At 66.6% G+C, this 19,969-nt stretch carries 23 protein-coding genes and 2 pseudogenes; 15 read left to right on the top strand and 10 right to left on the bottom strand.

Annotation, left to right across the window (positions count from 1 at the left end):
• Positions 1–27: 27 nt before the first annotated feature.
• The 6 genes from ACFXKA_RS21320 (at position 28) to ACFXKA_RS21345 (ending at position 5,544) form a co-directional block, all read left to right on the top strand.
• Entirely contained in the window at positions 28–1,080 is a 1,053-nt protein-coding gene (locus ACFXKA_RS21320; RefSeq protein ID WP_379428559.1) for a 3-keto-5-aminohexanoate cleavage protein, read from the top strand.
• Positions 1,081–1,224: 144 nt separating this feature from the next.
• Positions 1,225–2,586, top strand: a complete 1,362-nt coding sequence (locus ACFXKA_RS21325; RefSeq protein WP_379428560.1) for an MFS transporter — start codon at positions 1,225–1,227, stop codon at positions 2,584–2,586.
• A complete protein-coding gene (locus tag ACFXKA_RS21330) occupies positions 2,579–3,181 on the top strand; it encodes an RBBP9/YdeN family alpha/beta hydrolase (protein ID WP_379428561.1) in 603 nt (200 codons plus the stop codon). Before ACFXKA_RS21325 ends, ACFXKA_RS21330 begins: the two co-directional genes overlap by 8 nt.
• The gene (locus ACFXKA_RS21335; RefSeq protein WP_379428562.1) at positions 3,178–3,948 is read left to right on the top strand and encodes a CoA transferase subunit A; all 771 of its coding nucleotides are present in this window, start codon (positions 3,178–3,180) and stop codon (positions 3,946–3,948) included. The genes ACFXKA_RS21330 and ACFXKA_RS21335 overlap by 4 nt, the downstream gene beginning before the upstream one ends.
• Positions 3,945–4,601 (top strand): 3-oxoacid CoA-transferase subunit B, encoded by a 657-nt coding sequence (locus ACFXKA_RS21340; protein WP_379428563.1) that lies wholly within the window; start codon positions 3,945–3,947, stop codon positions 4,599–4,601. Before ACFXKA_RS21335 ends, ACFXKA_RS21340 begins: the two co-directional genes overlap by 4 nt.
• Positions 4,602–4,779: 178 nt before the next feature.
• Entirely contained in the window at positions 4,780–5,544 is a 765-nt protein-coding gene (locus ACFXKA_RS21345) for a hypothetical protein (protein WP_379428564.1), read from the top strand.
• Between the two features lie 9 nt (positions 5,545–5,553).
• On the opposite strand, the gene ACFXKA_RS21350 is transcribed toward ACFXKA_RS21345, so the two are convergent.
• The 3 genes from ACFXKA_RS21350 to ACFXKA_RS21360 form a co-directional block, all read right to left on the bottom strand.
• Complete coding sequence (locus ACFXKA_RS21350) at positions 5,554–5,919, bottom strand: hypothetical protein (protein WP_379428565.1); 366 nt, start codon at positions 5,917–5,919, stop codon at positions 5,554–5,556.
• A 279-nt stretch (positions 5,920–6,198) separates the two neighbouring features.
• Positions 6,199–6,507, bottom strand: coding sequence for a class I SAM-dependent methyltransferase (locus ACFXKA_RS21355; protein ID WP_379428566.1), 309 nt, complete (start codon positions 6,505–6,507; stop codon positions 6,199–6,201).
• Complete coding sequence (locus ACFXKA_RS21360; protein WP_354832889.1) at positions 6,419–7,042, bottom strand: helix-turn-helix domain-containing protein; 624 nt, start codon at positions 7,040–7,042, stop codon at positions 6,419–6,421. The genes ACFXKA_RS21355 and ACFXKA_RS21360 overlap by 89 nt, the downstream gene beginning before the upstream one ends.
• 231 nt (positions 7,043–7,273) lie before the next feature.
• Here ACFXKA_RS21360 and ACFXKA_RS21365 point away from each other — a divergent pair, with 231 nt between their 5' ends.
• Both ACFXKA_RS21365 and ACFXKA_RS21370 read left to right on the top strand, forming a co-directional pair.
• Entirely contained in the window at positions 7,274–7,699 is a 426-nt protein-coding gene (locus ACFXKA_RS21365; RefSeq protein WP_379428567.1) for a DUF2871 domain-containing protein, read from the top strand.
• Between the two features lie 53 nt (positions 7,700–7,752).
• Entirely contained in the window at positions 7,753–8,121 is a 369-nt protein-coding gene (locus ACFXKA_RS21370) for an antibiotic biosynthesis monooxygenase family protein (protein WP_354832885.1), read from the top strand.
• 392 nt (positions 8,122–8,513) lie between these two features.
• Here ACFXKA_RS21370 and ACFXKA_RS21375 read toward each other — a convergent pair whose 3' ends face one another.
• Positions 8,514–9,497 (bottom strand): zinc-dependent alcohol dehydrogenase family protein, encoded by a 984-nt coding sequence (locus tag ACFXKA_RS21375; RefSeq protein ID WP_379428568.1) that lies wholly within the window; start codon positions 9,495–9,497, stop codon positions 8,514–8,516.
• A gap of 87 nt (positions 9,498–9,584) precedes the next feature.
• Between ACFXKA_RS21375 and ACFXKA_RS21380 the strand changes: the two genes are divergently transcribed.
• On the top strand, positions 9,585–9,968 hold the full coding sequence (locus ACFXKA_RS21380; protein ID WP_379428569.1) for a winged helix-turn-helix transcriptional regulator: 384 nt from the start codon (positions 9,585–9,587) through the stop codon (positions 9,966–9,968).
• Here the strand turns inward: ACFXKA_RS21380 and ACFXKA_RS21385 are convergent.
• The gene (locus ACFXKA_RS21385; RefSeq protein WP_379428570.1) at positions 9,943–10,095 is read right to left on the bottom strand and encodes a hypothetical protein; all 153 of its coding nucleotides are present in this window, start codon (positions 10,093–10,095) and stop codon (positions 9,943–9,945) included. The two genes, ACFXKA_RS21380 and ACFXKA_RS21385, sit on opposite strands and share 26 nt — an antisense overlap.
• 220 nt (positions 10,096–10,315) lie before the next feature.
• On the opposite strand from ACFXKA_RS21385, the pseudogene ACFXKA_RS21390 reads away from it, so the two are divergent.
• Positions 10,316–10,765: pseudogene (locus ACFXKA_RS21390) on the top strand (DUF4158 domain-containing protein); the annotation flags it as partial.
• A gap of 489 nt (positions 10,766–11,254) precedes the next feature.
• Here the strand turns inward: ACFXKA_RS21390 and ACFXKA_RS21395 are convergent.
• Both ACFXKA_RS21395 and ACFXKA_RS21400 read right to left on the bottom strand, forming a co-directional pair.
• A complete protein-coding gene (locus tag ACFXKA_RS21395; RefSeq protein WP_379428637.1) occupies positions 11,255–12,124 on the bottom strand; it encodes a DoxX family protein in 870 nt (289 codons plus the stop codon).
• 146 nt (positions 12,125–12,270) lie between these two features.
• Positions 12,271–12,411, bottom strand: a pseudogene (locus tag ACFXKA_RS21400) (resolvase); the annotation flags it as partial.
• Positions 12,412–13,047: 636 nt separating this feature from the next.
• On the opposite strand from ACFXKA_RS21400, the gene ACFXKA_RS21405 reads away from it, so the two are divergent.
• The 3 genes from ACFXKA_RS21405 to ACFXKA_RS21415 all read left to right on the top strand — a co-directional run bounded on the left by ACFXKA_RS21405 (position 13,048) and on the right by ACFXKA_RS21415 (position 15,725).
• The gene (locus ACFXKA_RS21405; RefSeq protein ID WP_379428571.1) at positions 13,048–13,962 is read left to right on the top strand and encodes a hypothetical protein; all 915 of its coding nucleotides are present in this window, start codon (positions 13,048–13,050) and stop codon (positions 13,960–13,962) included.
• A 224-nt stretch (positions 13,963–14,186) separates the two neighbouring features.
• On the top strand, positions 14,187–14,816 hold the full coding sequence (locus tag ACFXKA_RS21410; protein ID WP_379428572.1) for a hypothetical protein: 630 nt from the start codon (positions 14,187–14,189) through the stop codon (positions 14,814–14,816).
• A gap of 117 nt (positions 14,817–14,933) precedes the next feature.
• Entirely contained in the window at positions 14,934–15,725 is a 792-nt protein-coding gene (locus ACFXKA_RS21415) for an SAM-dependent methyltransferase (protein ID WP_354832879.1), read from the top strand.
• A gap of 61 nt (positions 15,726–15,786) precedes the next feature.
• On the opposite strand, the gene ACFXKA_RS21420 is transcribed toward ACFXKA_RS21415, so the two are convergent.
• Together ACFXKA_RS21420 and ACFXKA_RS21425 are read right to left on the bottom strand one after the other, a co-directional pair.
• Positions 15,787–16,395: a GNAT family N-acetyltransferase gene (locus tag ACFXKA_RS21420; protein ID WP_379428573.1), complete on the bottom strand. Its 609-nt coding sequence runs from the start codon at positions 16,393–16,395 to the stop codon at positions 15,787–15,789.
• A gap of 4 nt (positions 16,396–16,399) precedes the next feature.
• Entirely contained in the window at positions 16,400–17,356 is a 957-nt protein-coding gene (locus tag ACFXKA_RS21425; protein ID WP_379428574.1) for an MBL fold metallo-hydrolase, read from the bottom strand.
• A 47-nt stretch (positions 17,357–17,403) separates the two neighbouring features.
• Between ACFXKA_RS21425 and ACFXKA_RS21430 the strand changes: the two genes are divergently transcribed.
• Together ACFXKA_RS21430 and ACFXKA_RS21435 are read left to right on the top strand one after the other, a co-directional pair.
• The gene (locus ACFXKA_RS21430) at positions 17,404–17,826 is read left to right on the top strand and encodes a MerR family transcriptional regulator (protein ID WP_379428575.1); all 423 of its coding nucleotides are present in this window, start codon (positions 17,404–17,406) and stop codon (positions 17,824–17,826) included.
• A gap of 107 nt (positions 17,827–17,933) precedes the next feature.
• Complete coding sequence (locus tag ACFXKA_RS21435; RefSeq protein ID WP_379428576.1) at positions 17,934–18,548, top strand: DUF4232 domain-containing protein; 615 nt, start codon at positions 17,934–17,936, stop codon at positions 18,546–18,548.
• Between the two features lie 10 nt (positions 18,549–18,558).
• On the opposite strand, the gene ACFXKA_RS21440 is transcribed toward ACFXKA_RS21435, so the two are convergent.
• Complete coding sequence (locus ACFXKA_RS21440) at positions 18,559–19,887, bottom strand: cytochrome P450 (RefSeq protein ID WP_379428577.1); 1,329 nt, start codon at positions 19,885–19,887, stop codon at positions 18,559–18,561.
• Positions 19,888–19,969 lie beyond the last annotated feature (82 nt).

Genomic DNA, 19,969 nt, shown 5'->3' on the forward strand with positions numbered 1-19,969 from the left:
CCAGTCCACTCACATTGGAGTAAACCCATGCATTTTCATGACGATGCGCTGTTCCCGGAGGTCCAGGAGAAGCTGGTCATCACCGTGGCCCCCTACGGCCCGGAGTGGGAGCCCGAGGATTTCAGCGAGGACCTGCCGCTGACCATGGACCAGCACGTCCAGCAGGCGGTCGACTGCTACGAGGCGGGCGCCACGGTCCTGCACATCCACGTGCGGGAACTCGACGGCAAGGGCTCCAAGCGGCTCTCGAAATTCAACGAGCTGCTGGGCCGGCTGCGGGAGGCGGTTCCGGACATGATCCTCCAGGTCGGCGGCTCCATCTCATTCGCGCCGGAAGGCGATGGCGCGGACGCCAAATGGCTCTCCGACGACGCACGCCACATGCTCGCGGCATTGGATCCCAAGCCGGATCAGGTCACGATCGCCATCAACACCAATCAGATGAACATCGTCGAGCTGATGACCGCCGACGACATCGCGGGCACCTCGTTCACCCGCCCGGAGGTGTACGAGGCCTACCGCGAGATGCACGTCCCGGCAGGACCGGGCTGGGTGGAGGAGCACCTGAAGCGATTGCAGGCGGCCGGAATTCAGCCGCACTTCCAGCTCGCGAACATCGCCCAGCTCGAGACCGTGGAACGGCTGATCCGCCGCGGCATCTACACCGGCCCGCTCATGGTGACCTGGGTCGGCATCGGCGGCGGCTTCGACGGACCCAACCCCTACAACATGATGGAGTTCATCCGCCGGGTCCCCGACGGCGCGGTGCTGACCTTGGAAACGCTCATGCGCAGTGTGCTGCCGGTCAACACCATGGCCATCGCGATGGGTCTGCACGCGCGCTGCGGTAACGAGGACACCCTCTGGGGGCGCAAGGGCCAGAAGATGACCTCGGTGCAACAGGTCCAGCAGCTGGTGCGCATCGCCGGTGAGCTGGGTCGCGAGGTCGCCACCGGCAAGGAGGCGCGCGAGATCTACAAGCTCGACGAGCGCTACGCCGATGCGGACGAGACGCTCGCCAAGCTCGGATTCGCGCCCAACCGCAAGCCGGGCCAGGTCGGCTTCACCCACCACGCCTGACCATCTCGCACCAGGCGGCATCTCGGGTCGCTGATGAGGCAGGGCCCGATTTCCGGGGCACGCGGCCGATGGTCGTGTGCCCCGGTTCCCTCTCTAGCTCCGGTATGCACCACCGTCTCGCACACCGGATACGTAGGAGCACCAATGGAGTTGCACACTACCGCCGCCGGGACGGACGGCCAGCCGGCCGCCGCCCCGGCCACGGCGGTCGCACGGACCCGCCGGGCGTATCCGTGGCTCATCTTCGCGCTGGCCTTCGGTCTGCTGCTGGCCGACTACATGTCACGCCAAGTCCTCAGCGCGGTCTTCCCATTCCTGAAAACCGCATGGGGACTCTCGGATTCACGGCTGGCCTCGCTCAGCAGCGTGGTCGCGCTGATGGTCGGTCTGCTGACCCTACCGCTCTCGCTGCTGGCCGACCGCTGGGGCCGGGTACGCAGCCTGGTCCTGATGGCGGTGCTGTGGAGCGCGGCCACCCTGCTGTGCGCGGTCGCCACCGATTATCAGCAGATGCTCGGCGCGCGCTTTCTCGTCGGTGTCGGTGAGGCGGCCTACGGCAGCGTCGGAATCGCCGTGGTACTCAGCGTGTTCGCGCCCCGCATGCATGCCGCGCTGAGCGGGGCGTTCATGGCGGGCGGATCGTTCGGCTCGGTGTTGGGCGTGGCGTTCGGCGGGGTGATCGCCGTGCACTTCGGATGGCGCTGGTCGTTCGCTCTCATGGCGGTCTTCGGACTGGTCCTGGCGGCGCTGTTCCGGGCGGCCGTCAGCGACGAGAAGCTCGCCCGGCATGCCGCCGACCCGGCACCGAGCCCGGAAAGTGGAGCGGGCCTGCAGGTTCCGGTCTCGACACTGTTCACGAATCCGGCGGTCCTGTGCGCGTATGTGGGCAGTGCCCTGCAGATCTTCACCGCAGCGGTGCTGCTGTCGTGGATGCCGAGCTTCTTCGGCCGCTACTACGACCTGGCCCCGGACCGGGCCGGCGCGGTTGCCTCGGTGTTCGTGCTGCTCGTCGGCGCTGGAATGGTCGGCTGCGGGATGATCACCGACCGGGTAAGCCGCACCGACATGTCCCGCAAATGGACCACGGCCATCGTGTTCTGCGCGATCGCCCTGGCCTGCCTCGCCATCGGTTTCGCCGTCGGCCGCGGACCGCTGCAGCTGCTGCTGATCGGCGTCGGGGCGTTCTTCTCCGGCGGTTCGTCGGGACCGGCCGCGGCCATGGTCGCCAACCTCACCCACCCCTCCGTCCAGGCTTCGGCCTTCGGCACCCTCACCCTGGCCAACAGTCTGCTCGGCCTGGCTCTGGGCCCGTTCGTCGTTGGCGTCCTCGCTGATCACCTCGGATTGGCGAACGCGCTGCGGCTCGCGCCGCTCACCTATCTGCTCGCCATCGCCGCACTAGTGCTGGGCAAGCGGGCCTATCCCGCCGGGCTGCGCAGACTCGCCGCGCTCGACTCCGGCGCATCACATCGACCTTCGAAAGGACTTGCCGCACCTCATGAATGAGACCACCACACCGACCGTTGTGATCGTGCCCGGGTTGCGCGACCACGTCCCCGACCACTGGCAGACCCGGCTCGCCGACCAGCTCGACCGGGTCTGCACGGTGCCGCCGCTGGAGCGGGACAAGCTCTCCTGCGCCGCCCGCGTCGCCGCCCTCGACGCGGTGCTCACCGACATCGACGGGCCCGTCGTGCTCGTCGCCCACAGCGCCGGCGTCATGATCACCGTGCGCTGGGCGCAGCAGTCCATCCGGCCCGTGCAGGGTGCGCTGCTGGCCACGCCCCCGGATTTCGAGACCCCGCTACCGGACGGGTATCCCTCACGCGAGGAACTGGACGCCAACGGGTGGACGCCGATTCCGTGGCGGCGCTTGCCGTTTCCCAGCATCGTCGCCGCCTCCACCACCGACCCGCTGGCCACCTACCGGCGAGTGTCCGCAATGGCGGAGGCCTGGGGGAGTCGCCTGGTCGATCTCGGCGATGTCGGCCACCTCAATCCCGCCTCGGGATACGGGGAGTGGCCGCGCGCGGCCGAGCTGCTGCGAGAACTCGTCGAGGAGACGACCCCGGCGGCGGCCGCACCGGAGGCCGCCCGATGACGAAGGTCGCCGCGTCGGCCGCGGCCGCCGTCGCCGACATCACCTCGGGCTCCTCGCTCGCGGTGGGTGGATTCGGCCTGTGCGGTATCCCCGACGCACTGATCGACGCGCTCGCCGCCCGTGAGGTCACCGATCTCGAGGTGATATCCAACAATTGCGGCACCGATGCGCACGGCCTCGGAATTCTGCTGGCGGACAAGCGCATCCGCCGCATCACCGCCTCCTATGTGGGCGAGAACGGCGAGTTCGCCCGCCAGTATCTGGCCGGCGAACTGGAGGTCGAGCTGACCCCACAGGGCACCCTCGCGGAGAAGCTGCGAGCAGGGGGCGCGGGCATTCCGGCGTTCTTCACGCCGGCGGGGGTCGGCAGTCCGGTCGCCGATGGCGGGCTGCCGTGGCGCTATGCCGCGGACGGATCGGTCGCGGTGGCCTCGCCCGCCAAGGAAGTACGCACCTTCGGCGGCGGCTGGGGTGAGCGGCGCTACGTGCTCGAAGAAGCGCTCACCGCCGACTTCGCGCTGGTGCACGCCCGCATCGGCGACACCGAGGGAAACCTGGTGTTCGAGAAGTCGGCCCGCAACTTCAACCCGCTGGCCGCCATGGCCGGACGCTGCTGCATCGCGCAGGTCGAGTATCTGGTTCCCGCGGGCGATCTCGATCCGGCGCGCATCCACCTGCCCGGCGTCTTCGTCGATCGGGTGGTGCACACCGGACCACAGCTCAAACACATCGAGAAACGAACCGTCGCCCAGGAGCAGTCGACATGACCACGGCCACCACGAATCTGGGCTGGTCCCGCACCGAAATGGCCGCCCGCGCCGCCCGCGAACTCCGCCCGGGCGAATACGTCAATCTCGGCATCGGACTGCCGACCCTGATCCCGAACCATCTGCCCGCCGGCGTCCGCGTCACCCTGCACTCCGAGAACGGAATCCTCGGCACCGGACCGTATCCGGCAGCGGCGGACGTCGACGCCGATCTGATCAACGCAGGCAAGGAGACCGTCACCACCCTGGCGGGAGCGTCGTTCTTCGACTCGGCCACCAGCTTCGGCATGATCCGCGGCGGGCACATCGACACCGCCGTCCTCGGCGGTATGCAGGTCTCGGCCGCCGGCGATCTGGCGAACTGGATGGTCCCCGGCCACATGGTCAAAGGGATGGGCGGGGCAATGGATCTGGTGCACGGCGCCGGTCGCGTCCTGGTGCTCATGGAACACACCGACAAGACCGGAGCGCCGAAGATCGTGTCCCACTGCACGCTTCCGCTGACCGGCGAACGGGTTGTGCACCGCATCATCACCAACCTCGCCGTCATCGATGTCACTCCGGCCGGGCTGACGCTGCGCGAATGCGCCCCCGGCCTCACCGCGGCGCAAGTACGTGCCGCCACCGCCGCACCCCTGACCGTCGCGTTCTGACCGGCCGGCGCCCGGGTCGAAAATACGTCGCGGTCCACACCGCCACGGCGACAACGGCTCTCGCCAACTAAACAGCCTCCGGCGCCTGACCGCCGGATGCGGGGGCGCGATGCCCCCGCTCATCACGGGCGAGGACCGCAGGGTCGCGCCCGATTCCATCAATGATGATGAGGTACCCATGAAAATGAGGAAATCCGCGGTGGTCGCCGCGTTCGCCGCGACCGCGGTGGTCATTCCCGCCGCAACAGCCTATGCGGAACCGACCGCAGGCGGCGAATCCGCGCCGGTGGCATACGAAGTCACCCGGCAGGGCGACTCCGCTGTTCTCACCGTCAGTGGCGGCACCCTGCGCCGTCTCGACGAGCAACTGGTGCTCTTCGACCGGCACGACCGACCCGTCGCCGCGCTCCCATTGACCTACCGCATCGACGACACCGCCTACCCCGTCACCGCCCGACTCGACGGCTCGACCGCGACCCTCACACCGTCGAAGGCCAACCCGCAGCAGATCACTCGGGTAGACGCCCGCGACGTCGTGACCGTCGACCAAGCAGCAACCCAAGTGGCCGAATCCTTTACGCCACGTGACGCACAAGCCCTGGGTGCGTTCGCGCAACGCGTCGCGATCGGTGCGGCCGTCAGCGCCGTGCTCGGTGCCGTCCTCGGTGCTGGTGTCGGCTGTCTGGTCGGCGGTGCCGCGGGCGCCGTGATCTCCAGCCCGGTCATCGCCTTGCTGGTGCCCTTCGTCGGCGCCACCGTCGCCGGATGCGTGCTCGGCATGGCAACCCTCGGCGCGGTCGGTTCCATGGCCGGCATCGTCCTCGCCGGCGGACCCATCACCCTCTTCTCGGCCATCCAGTACTTCTCCACCATCCTCACCCCCTGCGCACCCGAACTCCCGTACTGCAAGGATCCGGCGCAGCCTGCGCCACAGGCGAAGTAGCCGATAGTGCTATCCGTTCGCGCCGGAACTGCGGGCATCCAGTTCGGCGCGGGCGGTAGCGAACCACGCCTGGGTGCCGACCAAGCCGGCTTCGATGTCTTTCCGTGCGCCCTTGAAGCCGTACAGGTCTCCCGCGAATCGGGTCAGCACCGACCCCTCGTGCTCGTCGAGTTCCTCCAGCAGGTCGCCTTCCTCCAGCAGGTAGGCGACACCGGCAACCTCGCCGCTCGTCCACACGGACCGGTAGTCGTCCCACCCGTTCCGCCTGACCGCAAGCGCCCGTTCGACAAGGTCTGCTCGCAGCGCATCTCGTTCGGCATCCGTCGGCTGCCGAGTCTCGAGATGGTCCCAGTTGATCCGTTCTGCGTCGGACACGTCAAATCCCGTCCTTCCGGGTCGGTTGTGGGCGGTACTGCGCAAATGTATGCCGCAGTCGTGATCTTGTCGCTGCTCCGGTGACGAGTCGCCGCATCTCGTGAGTTCTCAGTCGATCTCGCGGACAGCGAGCGTCTGACCTGCGGTCCGCCAGCCACGGTGAGGCAACTCCGGTGGACGTTTCTCAGGCTGGGTGGCGGTTTCCGCGGCGTCGGCGTTGAAAGCTGCCTCGAGAGTTGACGAGAACCTATGGCCTCGTTGCGGTCAGGACTTCCAGCTTCACTGGCTCGAACCGCCTTGCTCCCAGATCACATTGGTCACTCCCGCAGCCCGAGCGCATCGAGCCGCCTCGACCAACGTCTCGGTTTCGGGGTCCATGCCGACCGCTTCGGCGACGTGGGCTGCCAACGGTATGGCCAACTGCCCTGTGCCGCAGCCCAGATCGAGGAGCCTTCCAGTGCCGTCGAGGTGAAATCGCTCAACGAGGTCGTCGAAATTCTCAGCCGGCTTCCGGCTCCGAGTGCGACAGCAGGAGCGCGAGCGTGTTCGTGAGCCATCGCTCGTACGCCGCAGGCGTCCAGCCGGCATCGGTGACCAAGCTGTGATAGACGTCGTCCGTCATCAGTGCAACTGCGACGTCCGTGGCGTTGACGTCGAGGTTTTTGCCGGCATCGCGAATCTGCCCGATGACTGCGTCGATTTCGATGCGGTTGCGTCGCATAGCTTCGGCCCTGGCGTTAGCGATGTCGGCATCGATGCTGGCGCCGGAGTGGAGCAGGGTGAGGATGTCGCCGCACCGCTCGCGGACTTGTCGGCTCCCTCTCGCCAGTATCTGGATCAACTCCATGGGATCGTCGAGGTGTTCGGACTCGGCCCGCAGGTCGATCAACCCCGCTTCTTCCTCGAGCAGGTCGATGAGTCCCCGCAACACTCCGGCCTTGGATCCGAAGTGCGAGTAGATCGTCTGGGGTGCGACCCCGGCCTCGCGGGCGATGCTCCGAATCGACGTACCCGTGTATCCGCTCTCGGCGAAGAGCCGGCGTGCGGTGGTCAGGATGATCCGCAGCGTCAGTTGCTCACGTCGATCACGCAAGCGGATCACGCTGGATTGCTCCGCCGACATCTACTCCTCCTGTCAACAACCTCACCTGCTCAGTCAGCGTATCGAGCCCCTCGTTGTCGACTTGCTCGTACTACACCGACTGTACGCGATCATTGGACTATCTACTAGATCACTGTTCCATTTAGCTGTCATCTGTTCTAGGGTGGTGGTCGTCATGATGGCCGACCGGCCGACAGGATCGGGCAGGGTGCCCAAGGGTCGCCGGCACCGAACACTCCGACAAGGACCTCGATGAAACAGCTCTACTACGCGGCGACCCTCTATACCGTGCTCGGACTGGTGTCCGGGTTGTTCTATCGCGATTTCACCAAGGCCCACAATTTCACCGGGAAGACCGAACTTGCGATCACGCATACACACCTCCTGTCGCTCGGCACGCTGTTTTTCCTAATTGTCTTGGCTCTGGACAAGCAATTGGCACTTTCCTCACAGCGGCTCTACGGCTGGTTCTTCTGGACGTACAACGCAGGTGTCCTCTGGTCGGTGGCCTGCATGACGATGATCGGCATTCGGACCGTGCTGGGCCACTCCGAGAGCGAGTTGCCAGCCCATCTGGCCGGTGGTGGACACATCCTCCTGACCGTTGGTTTCGCGCTGTTCTTCGTCTGCCTGTATCGGCCGGTGACGGCCCGTCAGGAAGAACCCGCCCAGGTATGACGGATGGGCATATCAGGATTTACGAATGAAGGTAGAAACGAAAGGCTGAAACAATGATCCAATTCAAGGCGCTGGATCCCGCGGTCCCGCTCCCCGTGCAGTTGCAGGAAAACACCGGTCCGATCACCGTCATCAACACCTTTGTCGTCCCGGCCGAGTTGGCTGATGACTTCTTGAAGATCTGGGCCGAGGACGCTTCCTTCATGAAGTCACAGCCAGGCTTCATCTCCACTCAAATGAACCGCGGAATCGGCGGCAGCCGGCTGTTTGCCAATATTGCAGTGTGGGAATCCTCCGCAGCACTGTTGGCGGCTTTCTCCAACCCAGAGTTCCAGCAGGGGGCAGCGAAGTATCCCGACGGGATCGTCACCTACCCAACTGCATTCCAGAAGATCGCCGTCGAGGGGATCTGTGGCGCCTGACAATCGCGCCTGACACTGCTGGGGCGAGCCGGAAGACCGGTCCGCCCCAGCAGTGTTGGCGTCGCCCATCGCCTTACGGGACTCGGCGCTCTTCACCGGCGGCCGTCACGTACACCGCATCGAACTCGCGAGCGTCTTCGGTCAACTCGTCGTCGCCGTCCCGCACGCAGCAATCCTCGCCATATCGGGTAACCAATAGTCGATGAGTTCCTGAGCCGTCCGGCTGTGTCCTCCTCTCCGTTTCGTGCCTGGACCAAGCTTGTTTGGCGTTTCCCTGCACTTGATCACCCGGGTGAAGTAGCCCCTGCGCAGCCGATCACTCTGCGGCCATACCGAAAGTTCTTCACGGAGAGTGAAATCAAGCAGGCGTGGGTCGGCCGCTAGAGGAGAAGCTAGACCGTGACGACGATCTTCTTCCCGGCGTGGAGCCCCGACTCGAGGTGGCGGTGTGCCTCGACGACTTCGTCGAGGGCGAACACCTTGTCGATGGCGGGCCACAGTGCGCCGAGGCGTACCCCGGCGTTCAAGAAGGCCGCCATGCGCTTCACCACCACGGCGTCGAGGGTGTGCTCGAAGCTCCGGTAGCCGAAGATCGTGAGCGGCGTGCTTGTCGGGAAGGGTGTGGGCCGAGGGTCCAGGAAGCCCGCGGCGACCAGTGTTCCGCCGGGGCGGGCCGCCTTCAGCAGATCCTGCTGGCCGGGGCCCATGACTACGTCGAGGACAATGTCGGCGCCGGTCCCGCCGGTCTGGTGGCGGACAGCTTCGACCACGTCCATGTGGTCGGTGGCGATGACGGCGGCGGCGCCGGCGGCGATCAACTCGTCCTTCTTCGCGGTGTGCCGGGTGATAGCGATAGGCACGGCGCCGATCTGATTGGCGATCTGCGTTGCCGCCCGGCCGACACCGCCGGACGCGGCAGTGATGAGGACGTGGTCGCCGGCACGCATCCCAGCCTTCTCGACGAGCGCGCCGTAGGCGGTGGAGTACGCGACCCATATCGCCGCCGCTTCCGTAATTCCGAGCCCGGCAGGCCGAGCGACGACCCGGCTCGCGGGGATCGTGGTGTATTCGGCGTAGCTACCCTTGACACTCGCGTCCGGAATGGCCGTGAGGATGACCGGATCGCCGATCTCCAGCCCAGTGACCTTGGGTCCCACCGCGTCGATGCGGCCGGTTCCCTCGACGCCGAGGCGAGCGTGCGGCAAGGGGACTATTGCGGGCGAGGTACCCGAACGCATCATCTGGTCGAGCGGGTTGACGGCGAACGCTTCGATCCTGACCCGCACTTCGCCGGCTGCGGGCTCGACGACCGGCTCCTCGATGACGTGCATGACATCCGGCCCGCCGAACTCGTCGAACACGACGACTCGTGGCATGGTGATTCCTCCGCATCTGGTGTTGGATTCGTTACTCGCGGAAGACGTTACGGAGCCTTCGGTTACCTCCTGGTACCTTCGACTTTCATGCAGAACACGGCTGGACCGGTCTTCCTCGCCGACTGCCCCACACGACTGGCGGTCGAAATCATCTCTGACAAATGGGCCGTGCTCGTGCTCTTCGGACTCAGCCATCAGCCTCGCCGGCACGGTGATCTGGTCGACCTTATCGGCGGCATCTCGCGCAAGGTCCTCACCCAGACACTGCGCCGACTCCAGCAGTACGGTCTGGTCGAACGCCATGCCGAAGCGCCACGGCGGGTCGAGTACAGCCTCACCGACCTCGGCCAGACCCTCGTCGAGCCCATCGAGGTCCTGACGAACTGGGCGAGGGACTACGGCGGGGCCATCGCCGACTTCCAGGAGGCGGCGCAAGCCGCTACTTCTACTCATCGTCGCCCAGTGAGTTGATCTCGACGACAGGCGAACTCGCCAACGCGGCGGTGACCTTCGATTTGCGCCGCTGCTCTTCGGCCTGCGGCTCGTCGAGGTGGTCAACATCATGAAACGCTGTTTCAACCGGCTCGAACAATGGCATGCGCTGGCCACCCGCTACGCCAAACGCGCCGTTTGACACCAGCCACTGGACTCCGGCCGCGAACCCACCGCGATTCCGGATGCTGCCGCTGAAAAGGCGGTGAGTTCCCACTGATATCGCTTCAGTCCAGCTGAACTCACCGGAGAGTCGTTGGTAAGGATCGTGTTACCTGCTGCAAAGCGTCTGTGGCGGTAGTGGTCTCGGTGTAGCTTGCGCGTCTGTGGCGCGTGAGCTGGACCAAGACGAGCTGATCGACCATTGGACGCTTGTCGGGGACGAGCCTGAGCTGATCGGCGCAAAACGCGGCGCGACTCGGCTGGGGTTCGCGATTCTGCTGCGGTTCTACACCGAGCGCGGCCGGTTCCCGCGTGGGCGGGCCGAGATCCCGCACGAGGCAATCGATTACATGGCCCGTCAGGTAGGTGTAGAGCGGACCGAGATCGCGTTCTACGACTGGTCGGGCCGCACGATCGAGTATCACCGCGCGCAGATCCGCAAGGCCCTCGGGTTCCGGGAATGCACCGTCGCCGACGCCGGCGAGCTCACCTGGTGGCTGGTCGATCACGTGACCCAGATCGAGCGTGGCGGCGAACGAGTCCGCGAGCATCTGCTCGCCGAGCGTCGCCGCCGGAAGCTGGAGCCGCCCACCGCCGGCCGGATCGACCGTATCGTCCGTTCGGCGTTGAGCCGGGGTGAGGATGTCCTGTTCGATCGGGTGTTGTCCAGGTTGCCGACCGCGGTCGTGGCGAAGCTGGTTGCGCTGGTAGCACCGGGCGGGGAGGAGGCCGGGGGGTTGGAGGACGGTACCGCAGTGCTGGCGTCGATCCGGTCGGATCCGGGCAATGTCAGCCTGAACACGATGCTGACCGAGATCGCCAAGCTGGAAGCGGTCCGGGGCATCGGGGTACCGGCCGAGGTGTTCGCCGATATCGCGCCGAAGATCGTGACCGGTTGGCGCGGTCGGGCGGCGGTGGAATCGCCCTCGCACCTGCGCGACCACCCGCTGCGTGTGCAGCTGACGGTCGCGCCGGTCTTCTTGTCGACGTATATCCGAGGGCCGGCCCGGTATCCCATCCTCGGCGAGGGCGGCCAGCTGGCGGTCGAGGCTCTGCTTGGTCGAGCTGACTCGCGCATAGCCGAGATCCCTACCAGCACCCCGTCATCCCGTGACTGCGCGGAAGGCGATGGCCACTGCCGAGAGGATCAGGAGGACGGTCGCGCTTGGCGCGCCTTTCACGTCGTTCTTGCGGAGATGTGCGCCGACGGCGCCGATGAAGTAGAGCACCAGGCCGACGGCGGCGGCAATGCCGATCGGCTTGTACCACAGGCCGCCGATCAGACCCGCCGCGCCGGCGATCTCGCACGCGGAAAGGAACGGGAACCAACTCAGCGGGACGCCGAGATGGCCATGCAGCCCTTCGACCATGTCCTTGGTCCGGGCGAGCTTCGTTGCGGCCGAGGCGAGAACCATGGCGGCGAGTAGGACCGCGATTACGGCGTACGTGATGAACATGGCTGGCTCCCCTAGGGTGTCGAGTACGGAATCGGGCCGGGCGTAGCGACGGCTCAGCAATACGACGGTGCAGCACTCCGGAATGTGAGGTCTGCTCGGTGCTGTCGCCGCGAAACGACTCCGGAATCTATCTGCGGTAGCACGCTTTATTGATAGCCAAACCGCTTTAGAGTGCCTTTTCGCGGACCAGTCTGGTGATTGCAATTTCATCGGATGCAAGACAGCATGCCTCGACGACGTCGATTTACACGTGCGTGTCCTCGGACTACCGCACCCGCACGCTCCGGCGAGTCTGGATACGACCGTAGCAGCCGTGCTGAAACAGCCCGGGACGAAACGATGAAACGCCAAGGGGGAGTTGGTTGGAACCCAAACGATCAGTGCGAAGGACTTCGCGGATCTACGACTGGCACGACCCGTTCGGCAAACTGTTCCTGCAAACCTTGGCCATGGTCGCCGAGTTCGAGGCCAACCCGTGGCCGGCCTGCTCCTGGAGAAATCTGGCATCGAAACCATCCTCGACCTGATGGTCGATATGGCAGTCCACGCCTCCACGCAACCACACGAATCATCCGACGTAGCAAGGCATTTCGGTCATTAGCACCACTAACGCCAGTTTTCCTTCAACTGGCAGCAGACGATCGGCACCGCACTTGGCGCAACAGGCTCGCGTCGTCATCGGGGTCGTGATAGCGGCGGTGGATCGTTTTCCGCGCTGCGAGAGGCAGTTTCGGCTGTTTGCCCTTGAGCCGGCCTTTCCCGCGGGCCTTGGCCATGCCCTCGCGGGTGCGCAAGTGGTTCAGTGGCCGACCTCGCCGAGGAATACAGCGTCGGTCGCTCCACCATCCACCGAATCGTCAGTGGCCCCGCCCCACGCGCCTAGAACTTCTTGCGGCTGGTGACACGTTCCTTACCAGCACCCCATATCGGATGAGAACTCGCGAGTCTTTCGCCAGTTTGGTTGAGAATCCGCCACTTTAGGGAGATCTGACAGCCACATCTCGTGAGAAGTGGTACGGCCGTACATGCCTGCCCAGTTTTCGAGAGGTTTCGTTGTACTTACGTAGCGCTCTGGCCAACCAAACGAAAACGAAACGGAATCAAGCGGTTTCAGGGGGAGTGTGGGTTTCTGACCGCCGATAACGTTCACTTATCGGGGGTCAGAACGCCGGAGTTCGACTTGGGGCGCTTGAGGTTTCGTTTCGTGTTGTTCCGTTGGATTTGACGAAACCAACGCTACGATTTCCGTTGTGTCGAGCATCTGCAACTACCCCGGCTGCACCAAACCGATTACGCGTGGCGGAGGGCCGGGGCGTCCGTCTGAATACTGTGATCACCCGGAGCACACCCGCTGGCGGGCCTGGCGAGAGCGGCAACGGCAGCAACAGGCCGAGGGGGAGACACCCCCGGCAAATGTCACTGTGACGCAACGGGGGCCGGTGACCGTGGCTCGGCTGCGGGCCGATGAGCTGCTCGGACAGTTTCGTGCGATCGCCGAACAGCTTGGGACGACGCTCAATACCGCCGTGGCGGAGTTGTCCACGCTGGCCGATCCGGCCGTCGCTGAAGCTCAGGTCCAGGCCGTGCAGGCGGATGCGGCACGGCGAATCGCGGAGGCGGAGATGGCCACTGTGGCGGCCGAGCAGGCGCGGCGGGAGGCCGCAGAAGCGCGGGCGGCAGCCGAATCGGCGGCCGAGGACGCGGCGCTGGCCGCGGAGGAAGCCGAGGGCCGGATCGCGGAGGCACTCATCGCGCGCGACGACGCGTTGCAGGAAGTCGAGCGGGTCACGAAGCAGGCGGCGGACGATGTGTTCGCGGCGCGGGCGGAGGCCGAGGCCGAGATCCGCACCATCCGGCGGGAATCCGCCGAGGACATCGAGCGGGCGCGCCAGCAGGCCGGCGAGGACATCGAGCTGGCCCGCTCGAAGGCGGCCGCCGAGATCGAGCAGGTGCGCCGGGACGCCACCCAGCGGATCACCGCGGCGGGCGCGGAACGCGATCTGGCCGTGCAGCGTGCCGCCGATGCCGAGCGCACCATTGAACGGGCCGAAGCCGCTGTGGCCGAACGCAATCAGGTGGTCGCCGACACCCGGGACGAACTGAAGGGGGCCCGCGCCGAGCTCGACCGGGCGCGGACGGAACTCACCGAGGTGCGCCGGCAGGCCGCCGCCGACCTGGCCGCGGTGCGTACGGAATCGGCGGCCGCCGTCGACAAGACGCGGCAGGAGGCCGCCGAACGGCTCGCCGCCCTGGACGATGCTCGCACCCAGACCCTGGCCCGTGCCGAACGCGCCGAAAAGCAGCTGGATGCCCTGCTCGCGCAGCGTGATCCGGCCTCGGCGGCGAAGCCGTGAGGGTAGAGTCGGCACTCAATCGATAAATCGCAGGTACCTGATCGATAAGTGGCCCACGGAAATAGGGGCACCGAGCACGATGGCGTCCGGTTCCTGGAGCCCTTAGGGTCGAGCGGGGGTATTGATGCCCCTGGATTCAAGGTTGCCGATTCGGTTCCGGATCGGCGAAAGATGCTCGTGCAGCGGATGAGTCGGGGCTGGGGCTGCACCCTCAGGAGGAATCGATGTCCGCTCTGGCGGAACGGCGTGGTCGGTCGCGCCTGCAAACGGCCACGCGTATCGCGGTGCTGATGATGACACCGGCGGTCGCGGTGGTGGCGGGTTGCTCGAGCGACTCGGGAAAATCGACCGCGATCGCGACGACGGTCAAGCCGTCGGCCAGTGCGACGAGCACGGTGGCGGTCTCGACTACTTCCGGTGCGCCCGTGGCGAGTCCGGGTGCGGGCCAGCCGGTCGGGGGAAGTCCCGTGGCGGGCTCGCCGGGCGGCGTGGCGCCGCAGCAGCAGCCCCCGGGCGAGTCGCCCGATACCCCGCCGGTGTCCGACTCGACTCCCGGCGGAGTTCCCGCGCCCGACGGTTACGTCAAGTGCACCGACAAGATCAACTATGTCGGTGACCCGCGCAGCAATGCCGAGATCAACCGTCTCGGTGAGATACTCGGCCATTGCCCCGATCCGGTTTCGGCGTCCATAATCCCGACGCCGACCACCACGGTCGCCCCGACCACCACCACGGATCCGGGAACCGCCGCACCGGTCACCACCACGACGACCGCGCCCCAAACCACCACTCCCGCACCGACAACCACCGCCGCGGCGCCCACGACCGTGGCCGCCGCGGGCGCTACACAATAGGCACGATCCGCCGTTCGGGGCGGCTGGCGGTGTTCGCGTGGATGGCGCGGGATTTCCCTGGTGGATAGCGGTATCGTCGGTGAGGAAAGAGGGGTGTGACACTTGAACATCAACGCCATGCGAGCGCGGCAGTCCCGGCCGAGCGTGGCACGCGTATACAGCTACGTACTCGGCGGGCGCGACAATTACGGTATCGACAAGGATGTCGGTGACTACTTCATCGAGGACCTACCCGGATCCGAGCGGTTGGCCATCACGAATCGGGACGCTGTGCTGCGGGCCGTGAAGGCCATGGCGGCGGCCGGAATTCGCCAGATCATCGATATGGGTTGCGGCCTGCCGGCCAGCGTCAATGTGCACGAGGTGGTGCGGCAGGTGTATCCGGACGCCCGCGTCGTGTATGTGGACGACGACCCGTTCGTGGCTTCCCACGGGCGGGCGCTGCTCGCCGTGGATGACGGAATCGTGGTGCTGGAAGCGGATATTCGTGATCCGGACAGCATTCAGAAGCATGCCGACGTACAGCGTGTGATCAACTTCGACGAGCCGGTGGGCATCTTGTTCGGGATCACCCTCAGCTTCGTCAATGACGAGGAGGATCCGGCCGGCGTGGTTCGGTACTGGTCGGATCGCTTTCCTTCCGGTAGCCGGTTCTATATCTCACACTTCCGTTCCGGCGCCACCCGCGAGGCCGTGGCGACCGCGAACAAGATCGTGGAAGCGTTCGGTCGCGGTCGTTTCCGCACCGAACCGGAGATCGAGTTCCTCTTCGGTGCACTCACGCTGGAAGAGGACGGCCTGTGCCCATGCGCCCAGTGGCGTCCCGATCCCTCGGAGTCCGACGCCGGCAATCCGGAACTGACAGTCTGGGAACAGCTGGTGGTCGGAGGCATGGCCCGCAAACCGTAACCCTGTCAGGCACATGCGGTGTTGCCGGCCGAATCCCGGTCGGCAACACCGCATGTGCGTGTCAGCGCGGAGTGCGCCACATCGGCCACAACGGTGGACCGCCGCGGGTCACATCGAGGGTGCCGGTGACGTCGAAGCCGAAGCGTTCGTAGTACGGGACATTCTGGGGTTTGCTGGATTCCAGGTAGGCGGGGATGCCCTCGGCGTCGCATCGCTCGAGGCGGGACTGCATCAGCGCCTGGCCGTACCCCTGACCGCGGACGCTGGGCAGCGCGCCGATGACGGCGAGATACCAGTGCGGTTCGCGAGGATGGGCAGCCGCCATGCGGTCGGCCAGCCTGGCGGCCACGAACAAGCGGTGCCGGAAGGCGTAGGCGAGACCCGGAAGCTGGGGCGGCATCGCGGTGTCGGCGACGTGCCAGTGGCCGGGCGGTGCCCAGAATGCCGCGCCGACTACGGAATTCGCGTCATTGCAGGCCACCTCGACGCCGCCCAGGGGAACGAAGTGGTGGCGGGCCTGGGCGGCGAAGAGGGCGGCGGTGCGGCGGGCCCGGGTGGCGTCGTCCCGGATCAGCCACGTGATGAGTGGATCATCGGAGAACGCGATGCCGAGCACGCGCGCCAATTCGGGAATATCGGACATTTGCGCCGGGCGCACGGTGATCCCCATGCGTTCACGGTAGCTGTTCGGCGGCCTCCGTATGAGGTGCGACGAGCTGCTGTGCCGCATCGTGATCATGGGTGGGGATAACCGGCAGGAGCCGTTGCGCCAGGTGCAGCCGGTGCAGAGTTTTGAAGGTCAGGTCGCGATTCTCGTCGACGAAAATGCCTGGGAAGCCGGACTTCTGGCGCACCTTCTCGATCTGCAACGCATGCCAGGCGGCATCGCCCGCCAGCAGGATCCATCCGCGCGCGGTGTGCGCGAGCAGGCCCACGCTGCCGGGCGTGTGGCCCGCGAGATCCACCAGGACCACGCTGCCGTCGCCGAACAGGTCACGGCTGCGGGTGAAGGTGAGCACCGGCGGGCCGTCGAGGTCGTACTCGATCGTGGGGCGGTCCACCAGTGCATCGCGCACACCGCCGACCGGCGCGACCGGCCCGGTCATCACCCAGTCCCGCTCTGTGCTGTGGAGGTGAACCGGCAGCCCCGGGAAGTCGAGAAGTCCGCAGACGTGGTCCCAATGCGCGTGCGTGGGCAGGGCGAAATCGAGCGCGGGCAGGGTGGGCTCGGACTGCAGGCCGGTGATGGTCGGGATGGTCTCGACGGGCGGGCGCACAACGGGACGAATGGCCGCGGGCAGCTGCGCGATGGCGCGGTGCTCCGCGTCGATGCAATAGCTCGGATCGACGATGAAGGTGGCGTCGGGGTGCTGGACGACGAAGGAGGTCAGCGAGCTGGCGATACGTCGCGGTGTGAACACCCCCTCCACGATCGCCGCGGTCGGCGCCGAGCGTGGAAACTGCGGCAGCGGCGTGACCGTGACGGTGCGCTCGGTCGCCGGCAGCCCGGCGTCGGTGATGGACCGCAGGAACCGCTGGTCGATGGGCCGCGGCCGGACCGCGCCGTGAATGGAACTCACTGCCGCGGTGCAGCATTGGATGATGGTGGACTTGCGCACTGGATCGGACATGCTGGAACGCTAATACTTAAGGTCGACATGAAGTAAAGGGGTAAATCGTGGCCATAGCCCAGGACATGAGAATCGGTGACGCCGCCGCCGCGCTCGGTGTGGAGACGCACGTGCTGCGGCACTGGGAGTCGGTCGGCCTGCTCGCGCCGCCGCGCAGCCCGTCGGGTCACCGCAGCTACAACGAGCACATCCTCGACTACGCCCGCATGATCCAGACTTTGCAGCGAACCGGACTGTCACTGGACCAGATCCGGCAGCTCGGAGTGAGCGGGTATGACGGCCGGCGGGACATGATCGCCGACCGCCGCGCCGAGGTGCGCGAGCGCATCGAACTGCTGGAGGCGACGGACCGGTTCCTCGAGCACCTGCTCGAATGCACCCATCCGATCATCAGCGAATGCCCCGAGTGCTCGGGATTCGTGGCGCGGGCGCACGCGCGGCGAGCCGCGGAGTTCCCGGACCGCCCCTAGCCTGGGTGGTGCAGTAAGCGCTCACACTCGCGCGGCGTGAACCGATACAGGGTGTGGAGACGCCGGGGGCCGCCCGCCAATGTTCCCGGACCGGGAGGAGTTGGGAAATGCGCTATCGCACAAGGATTCTCGCCGCGCTGGGGGTCTTCGCACTCGGCCTGGCCGCCTGTTCGTCGAGTGCGTCCACCACAACACCACCGGCGACATCACCGGCAGTCACTGGCGGCGCCACGGTCGTGGGCGGGAGCACCGCGGCTCCGGCCGCTCCGCCGAGTTCTCAACAGGCAAAGACCACGGCCCCGGCGCGGCAGGCGGCCTGCGGCGCAGGCCAGGTCGACGTGACCGCCGACGTCATGTCCCCGGCCACCGGGCACCGGGGCGTGAAACTCACTTTCAGCCTCGCCGCCGGCGCGGCCCCCTGCACGCTGACCGGCTATCCGGGTGTCGACACCGGCGCGGGCGGCCCACTGCTGCACGCCGATCGGACCCCGCGCGGATACATGGGCGGCCTGCCGCAGGGCAGCGACGAACCGCCCACCGCGACACTGGAATCCAATCGTCCGGGCACCGCGGTCGTCGAGGGCATCGCCGTCGACGCCTCCGGCAATCATTGCCCGCTGTACACGAATCTGCAGGTCACGCCACCGAACTCGACCGATACCCGCACTGTCGCAGTGACGATCGACAGCTGTGCCCTGCACGTGCACCCGGTCACCGGGTAAGGTCCGGTAGCTACACCCGGACCGTGTTGTCGGTGGTGACCACCACGCGCGCGCCGTGTGCCGGAACGTGGGTGATATTGCGCATCCGCGATGGTTCGCTGCCCGCCCCGTCGGGCAGTGAAAGCCGGTAGCGGGTCAGGATTTCCCGCAGCACCGCCGTGCCCTCCATGAGCGAGAACCCCGCGCCGATGCAGCGCCGCACTCCGCCGCCGAACGGCAGCCAGGTGTTGGCGGCGACCGAGCCGTCCAGGAATCGTTCGGGCCGGAAGGTCAGGGCGTCCGGGAAGGCTTCCGTGCGCCGATGCGCCAGCAGGATCGAGGTCGCGACCACGGTTCCCTTCGGCAGTTCGTATCCACCGAGTGTCATGTCGCGGGTGAGTCGCCGTCCGGTCCCGCCGATGACGGTGTGCAGGCGCATGGCCTCCTTCAGGACCGCCTCGAGGTACTTCTCGTCCCCGTCGTGCGCCGCCCGCCGCGCCAGGTCCTGGACGTCCGGGTTGGCGGCCAGCTCGTGGCAGGTCCAGGACAGCGCCGACGCGGTGGTCTCGTGCCCGGCCAGCAGCAGTGTCACCAGCTGGTCGCGCAGTTCCTCGTCGGACAGCGGTGCGTCGGTGGAGTTCTCGCCGGAGCCGACCGCCAGCAGCCGCGACAGCACATCGGTGCGCGCCTCCAGGTCCGGGTGCGCGCGCCGCTCCGTGATCTCGCTGTAGAGCAGCTCGTCGATGGCGTTCTGGTTGTCGCGGAAGCGTTTCCACGGCCCGCGGCGTTCCAGGAACGGATACTTCCAGCCGAAGAAGATGATCGGATCGATATTGACGATCCGGCGCAGCCGCGGCGCCAGCTGGGCGCGGCGGCGTTCGTCGGTCATGCCGAACACCACCTGCATGATGACATCGAGTGTCAGATCGTTCATCGCGTCGAGCGTGAGCACCGTCGACCCCGACACCCACCGGTCGACATGTGCCGCGGCGATGGTGTCGACCAGCCCGCGATATCCGCGCAGCGACGAGCCGACGAACGCCGGCATCAGCAGCCGCCGCGCCCGCGCGTGCTCGTCCTCATCGGTGAGCAGTAGCGAATGGTGGCCCATGATGTGCACCAGCAGTCGATTGCCCTCGCCGGCATGCAGATCCGCGGGGTCGGCGGCGAAGATCTCGCGGATGTGCTCCGGCCGCGAGAACACCACCAGGTTCTCGGCATAGGGCGCGACCAGATGGAGCGTGAAGACGTCGCCGTAGCGGCGTGCCGACCGGCGCACCAGGGTCCCGCGCCATTTGCCGTAGAGGGCGGTCTGCACCGCGCGTGGCAGTGGCGGTCCCGGTGGAAAAGCGGTGCCCACGATGCCTGATCCCTTCACCCGGCCGCCTCGCTGCGGCTGAAACGCTTGTCCAACAGCGTAGAACGCGGGCGAACCGAGGGGA

The sequence above is a fragment of the Nocardia sp. NPDC059228 genome (assembly GCF_042754245.1).
In the GTDB taxonomy this organism is placed as follows: domain Bacteria; phylum Actinomycetota; class Actinomycetes; order Mycobacteriales; family Mycobacteriaceae; genus Nocardia.

Coding starts and splice junctions, on each gene's coding strand:
- ACFXKA_RS21320 (WP_379428559.1), top strand. CDS start 28: ATGCATTTTCATGACGATGCGCTGTTCCCGGAGGTCCAGGAGAAGCTG.
- ACFXKA_RS21325 (WP_379428560.1), top strand. CDS start 1,225: ATGGAGTTGCACACTACCGCCGCCGGGACGGACGGCCAGCCGGCCGCC.
- ACFXKA_RS21330 (WP_379428561.1), top strand. CDS start 2,579: ATGAATGAGACCACCACACCGACCGTTGTGATCGTGCCCGGGTTGCGC.
- ACFXKA_RS21335 (WP_379428562.1), top strand. CDS start 3,178: ATGACGAAGGTCGCCGCGTCGGCCGCGGCCGCCGTCGCCGACATCACC.
- ACFXKA_RS21340 (WP_379428563.1), top strand. CDS start 3,945: ATGACCACGGCCACCACGAATCTGGGCTGGTCCCGCACCGAAATGGCC.
- ACFXKA_RS21345 (WP_379428564.1), top strand. CDS start 4,780: ATGAAAATGAGGAAATCCGCGGTGGTCGCCGCGTTCGCCGCGACCGCG.
- ACFXKA_RS21355 (WP_379428566.1), bottom strand. CDS start 6,507: ATGCCGGCTGGACGCCTGCGGCGTACGAGCGATGGCTCACGAACACGC.
- ACFXKA_RS21360 (WP_354832889.1), bottom strand. CDS start 7,042: ATGTCGGCGGAGCAATCCAGCGTGATCCGCTTGCGTGATCGACGTGAG.
- ACFXKA_RS21365 (WP_379428567.1), top strand. CDS start 7,274: ATGAAACAGCTCTACTACGCGGCGACCCTCTATACCGTGCTCGGACTG.
- ACFXKA_RS21370 (WP_354832885.1), top strand. CDS start 7,753: ATGATCCAATTCAAGGCGCTGGATCCCGCGGTCCCGCTCCCCGTGCAG.
- ACFXKA_RS21375 (WP_379428568.1), bottom strand. CDS start 9,497: ATGCCACGAGTCGTCGTGTTCGACGAGTTCGGCGGGCCGGATGTCATG.
- ACFXKA_RS21380 (WP_379428569.1), top strand. CDS start 9,585: ATGCAGAACACGGCTGGACCGGTCTTCCTCGCCGACTGCCCCACACGA.
- ACFXKA_RS21385 (WP_379428570.1), bottom strand. CDS start 10,095: ATGCCATTGTTCGAGCCGGTTGAAACAGCGTTTCATGATGTTGACCAC.
- ACFXKA_RS21395 (WP_379428637.1), bottom strand. CDS start 12,124: ATGGTTTCGATGCCAGATTTCTCCAGGAGCAGGCCGGCCACGGGTTGG.
- ACFXKA_RS21410 (WP_379428572.1), top strand. CDS start 14,187: ATGTCCGCTCTGGCGGAACGGCGTGGTCGGTCGCGCCTGCAAACGGCC.
- ACFXKA_RS21415 (WP_354832879.1), top strand. CDS start 14,934: ATGCGAGCGCGGCAGTCCCGGCCGAGCGTGGCACGCGTATACAGCTAC.
- ACFXKA_RS21420 (WP_379428573.1), bottom strand. CDS start 16,395: ATGGGGATCACCGTGCGCCCGGCGCAAATGTCCGATATTCCCGAATTG.
- ACFXKA_RS21425 (WP_379428574.1), bottom strand. CDS start 17,356: ATGTCCGATCCAGTGCGCAAGTCCACCATCATCCAATGCTGCACCGCG.
- ACFXKA_RS21435 (WP_379428576.1), top strand. CDS start 17,934: ATGCGCTATCGCACAAGGATTCTCGCCGCGCTGGGGGTCTTCGCACTC.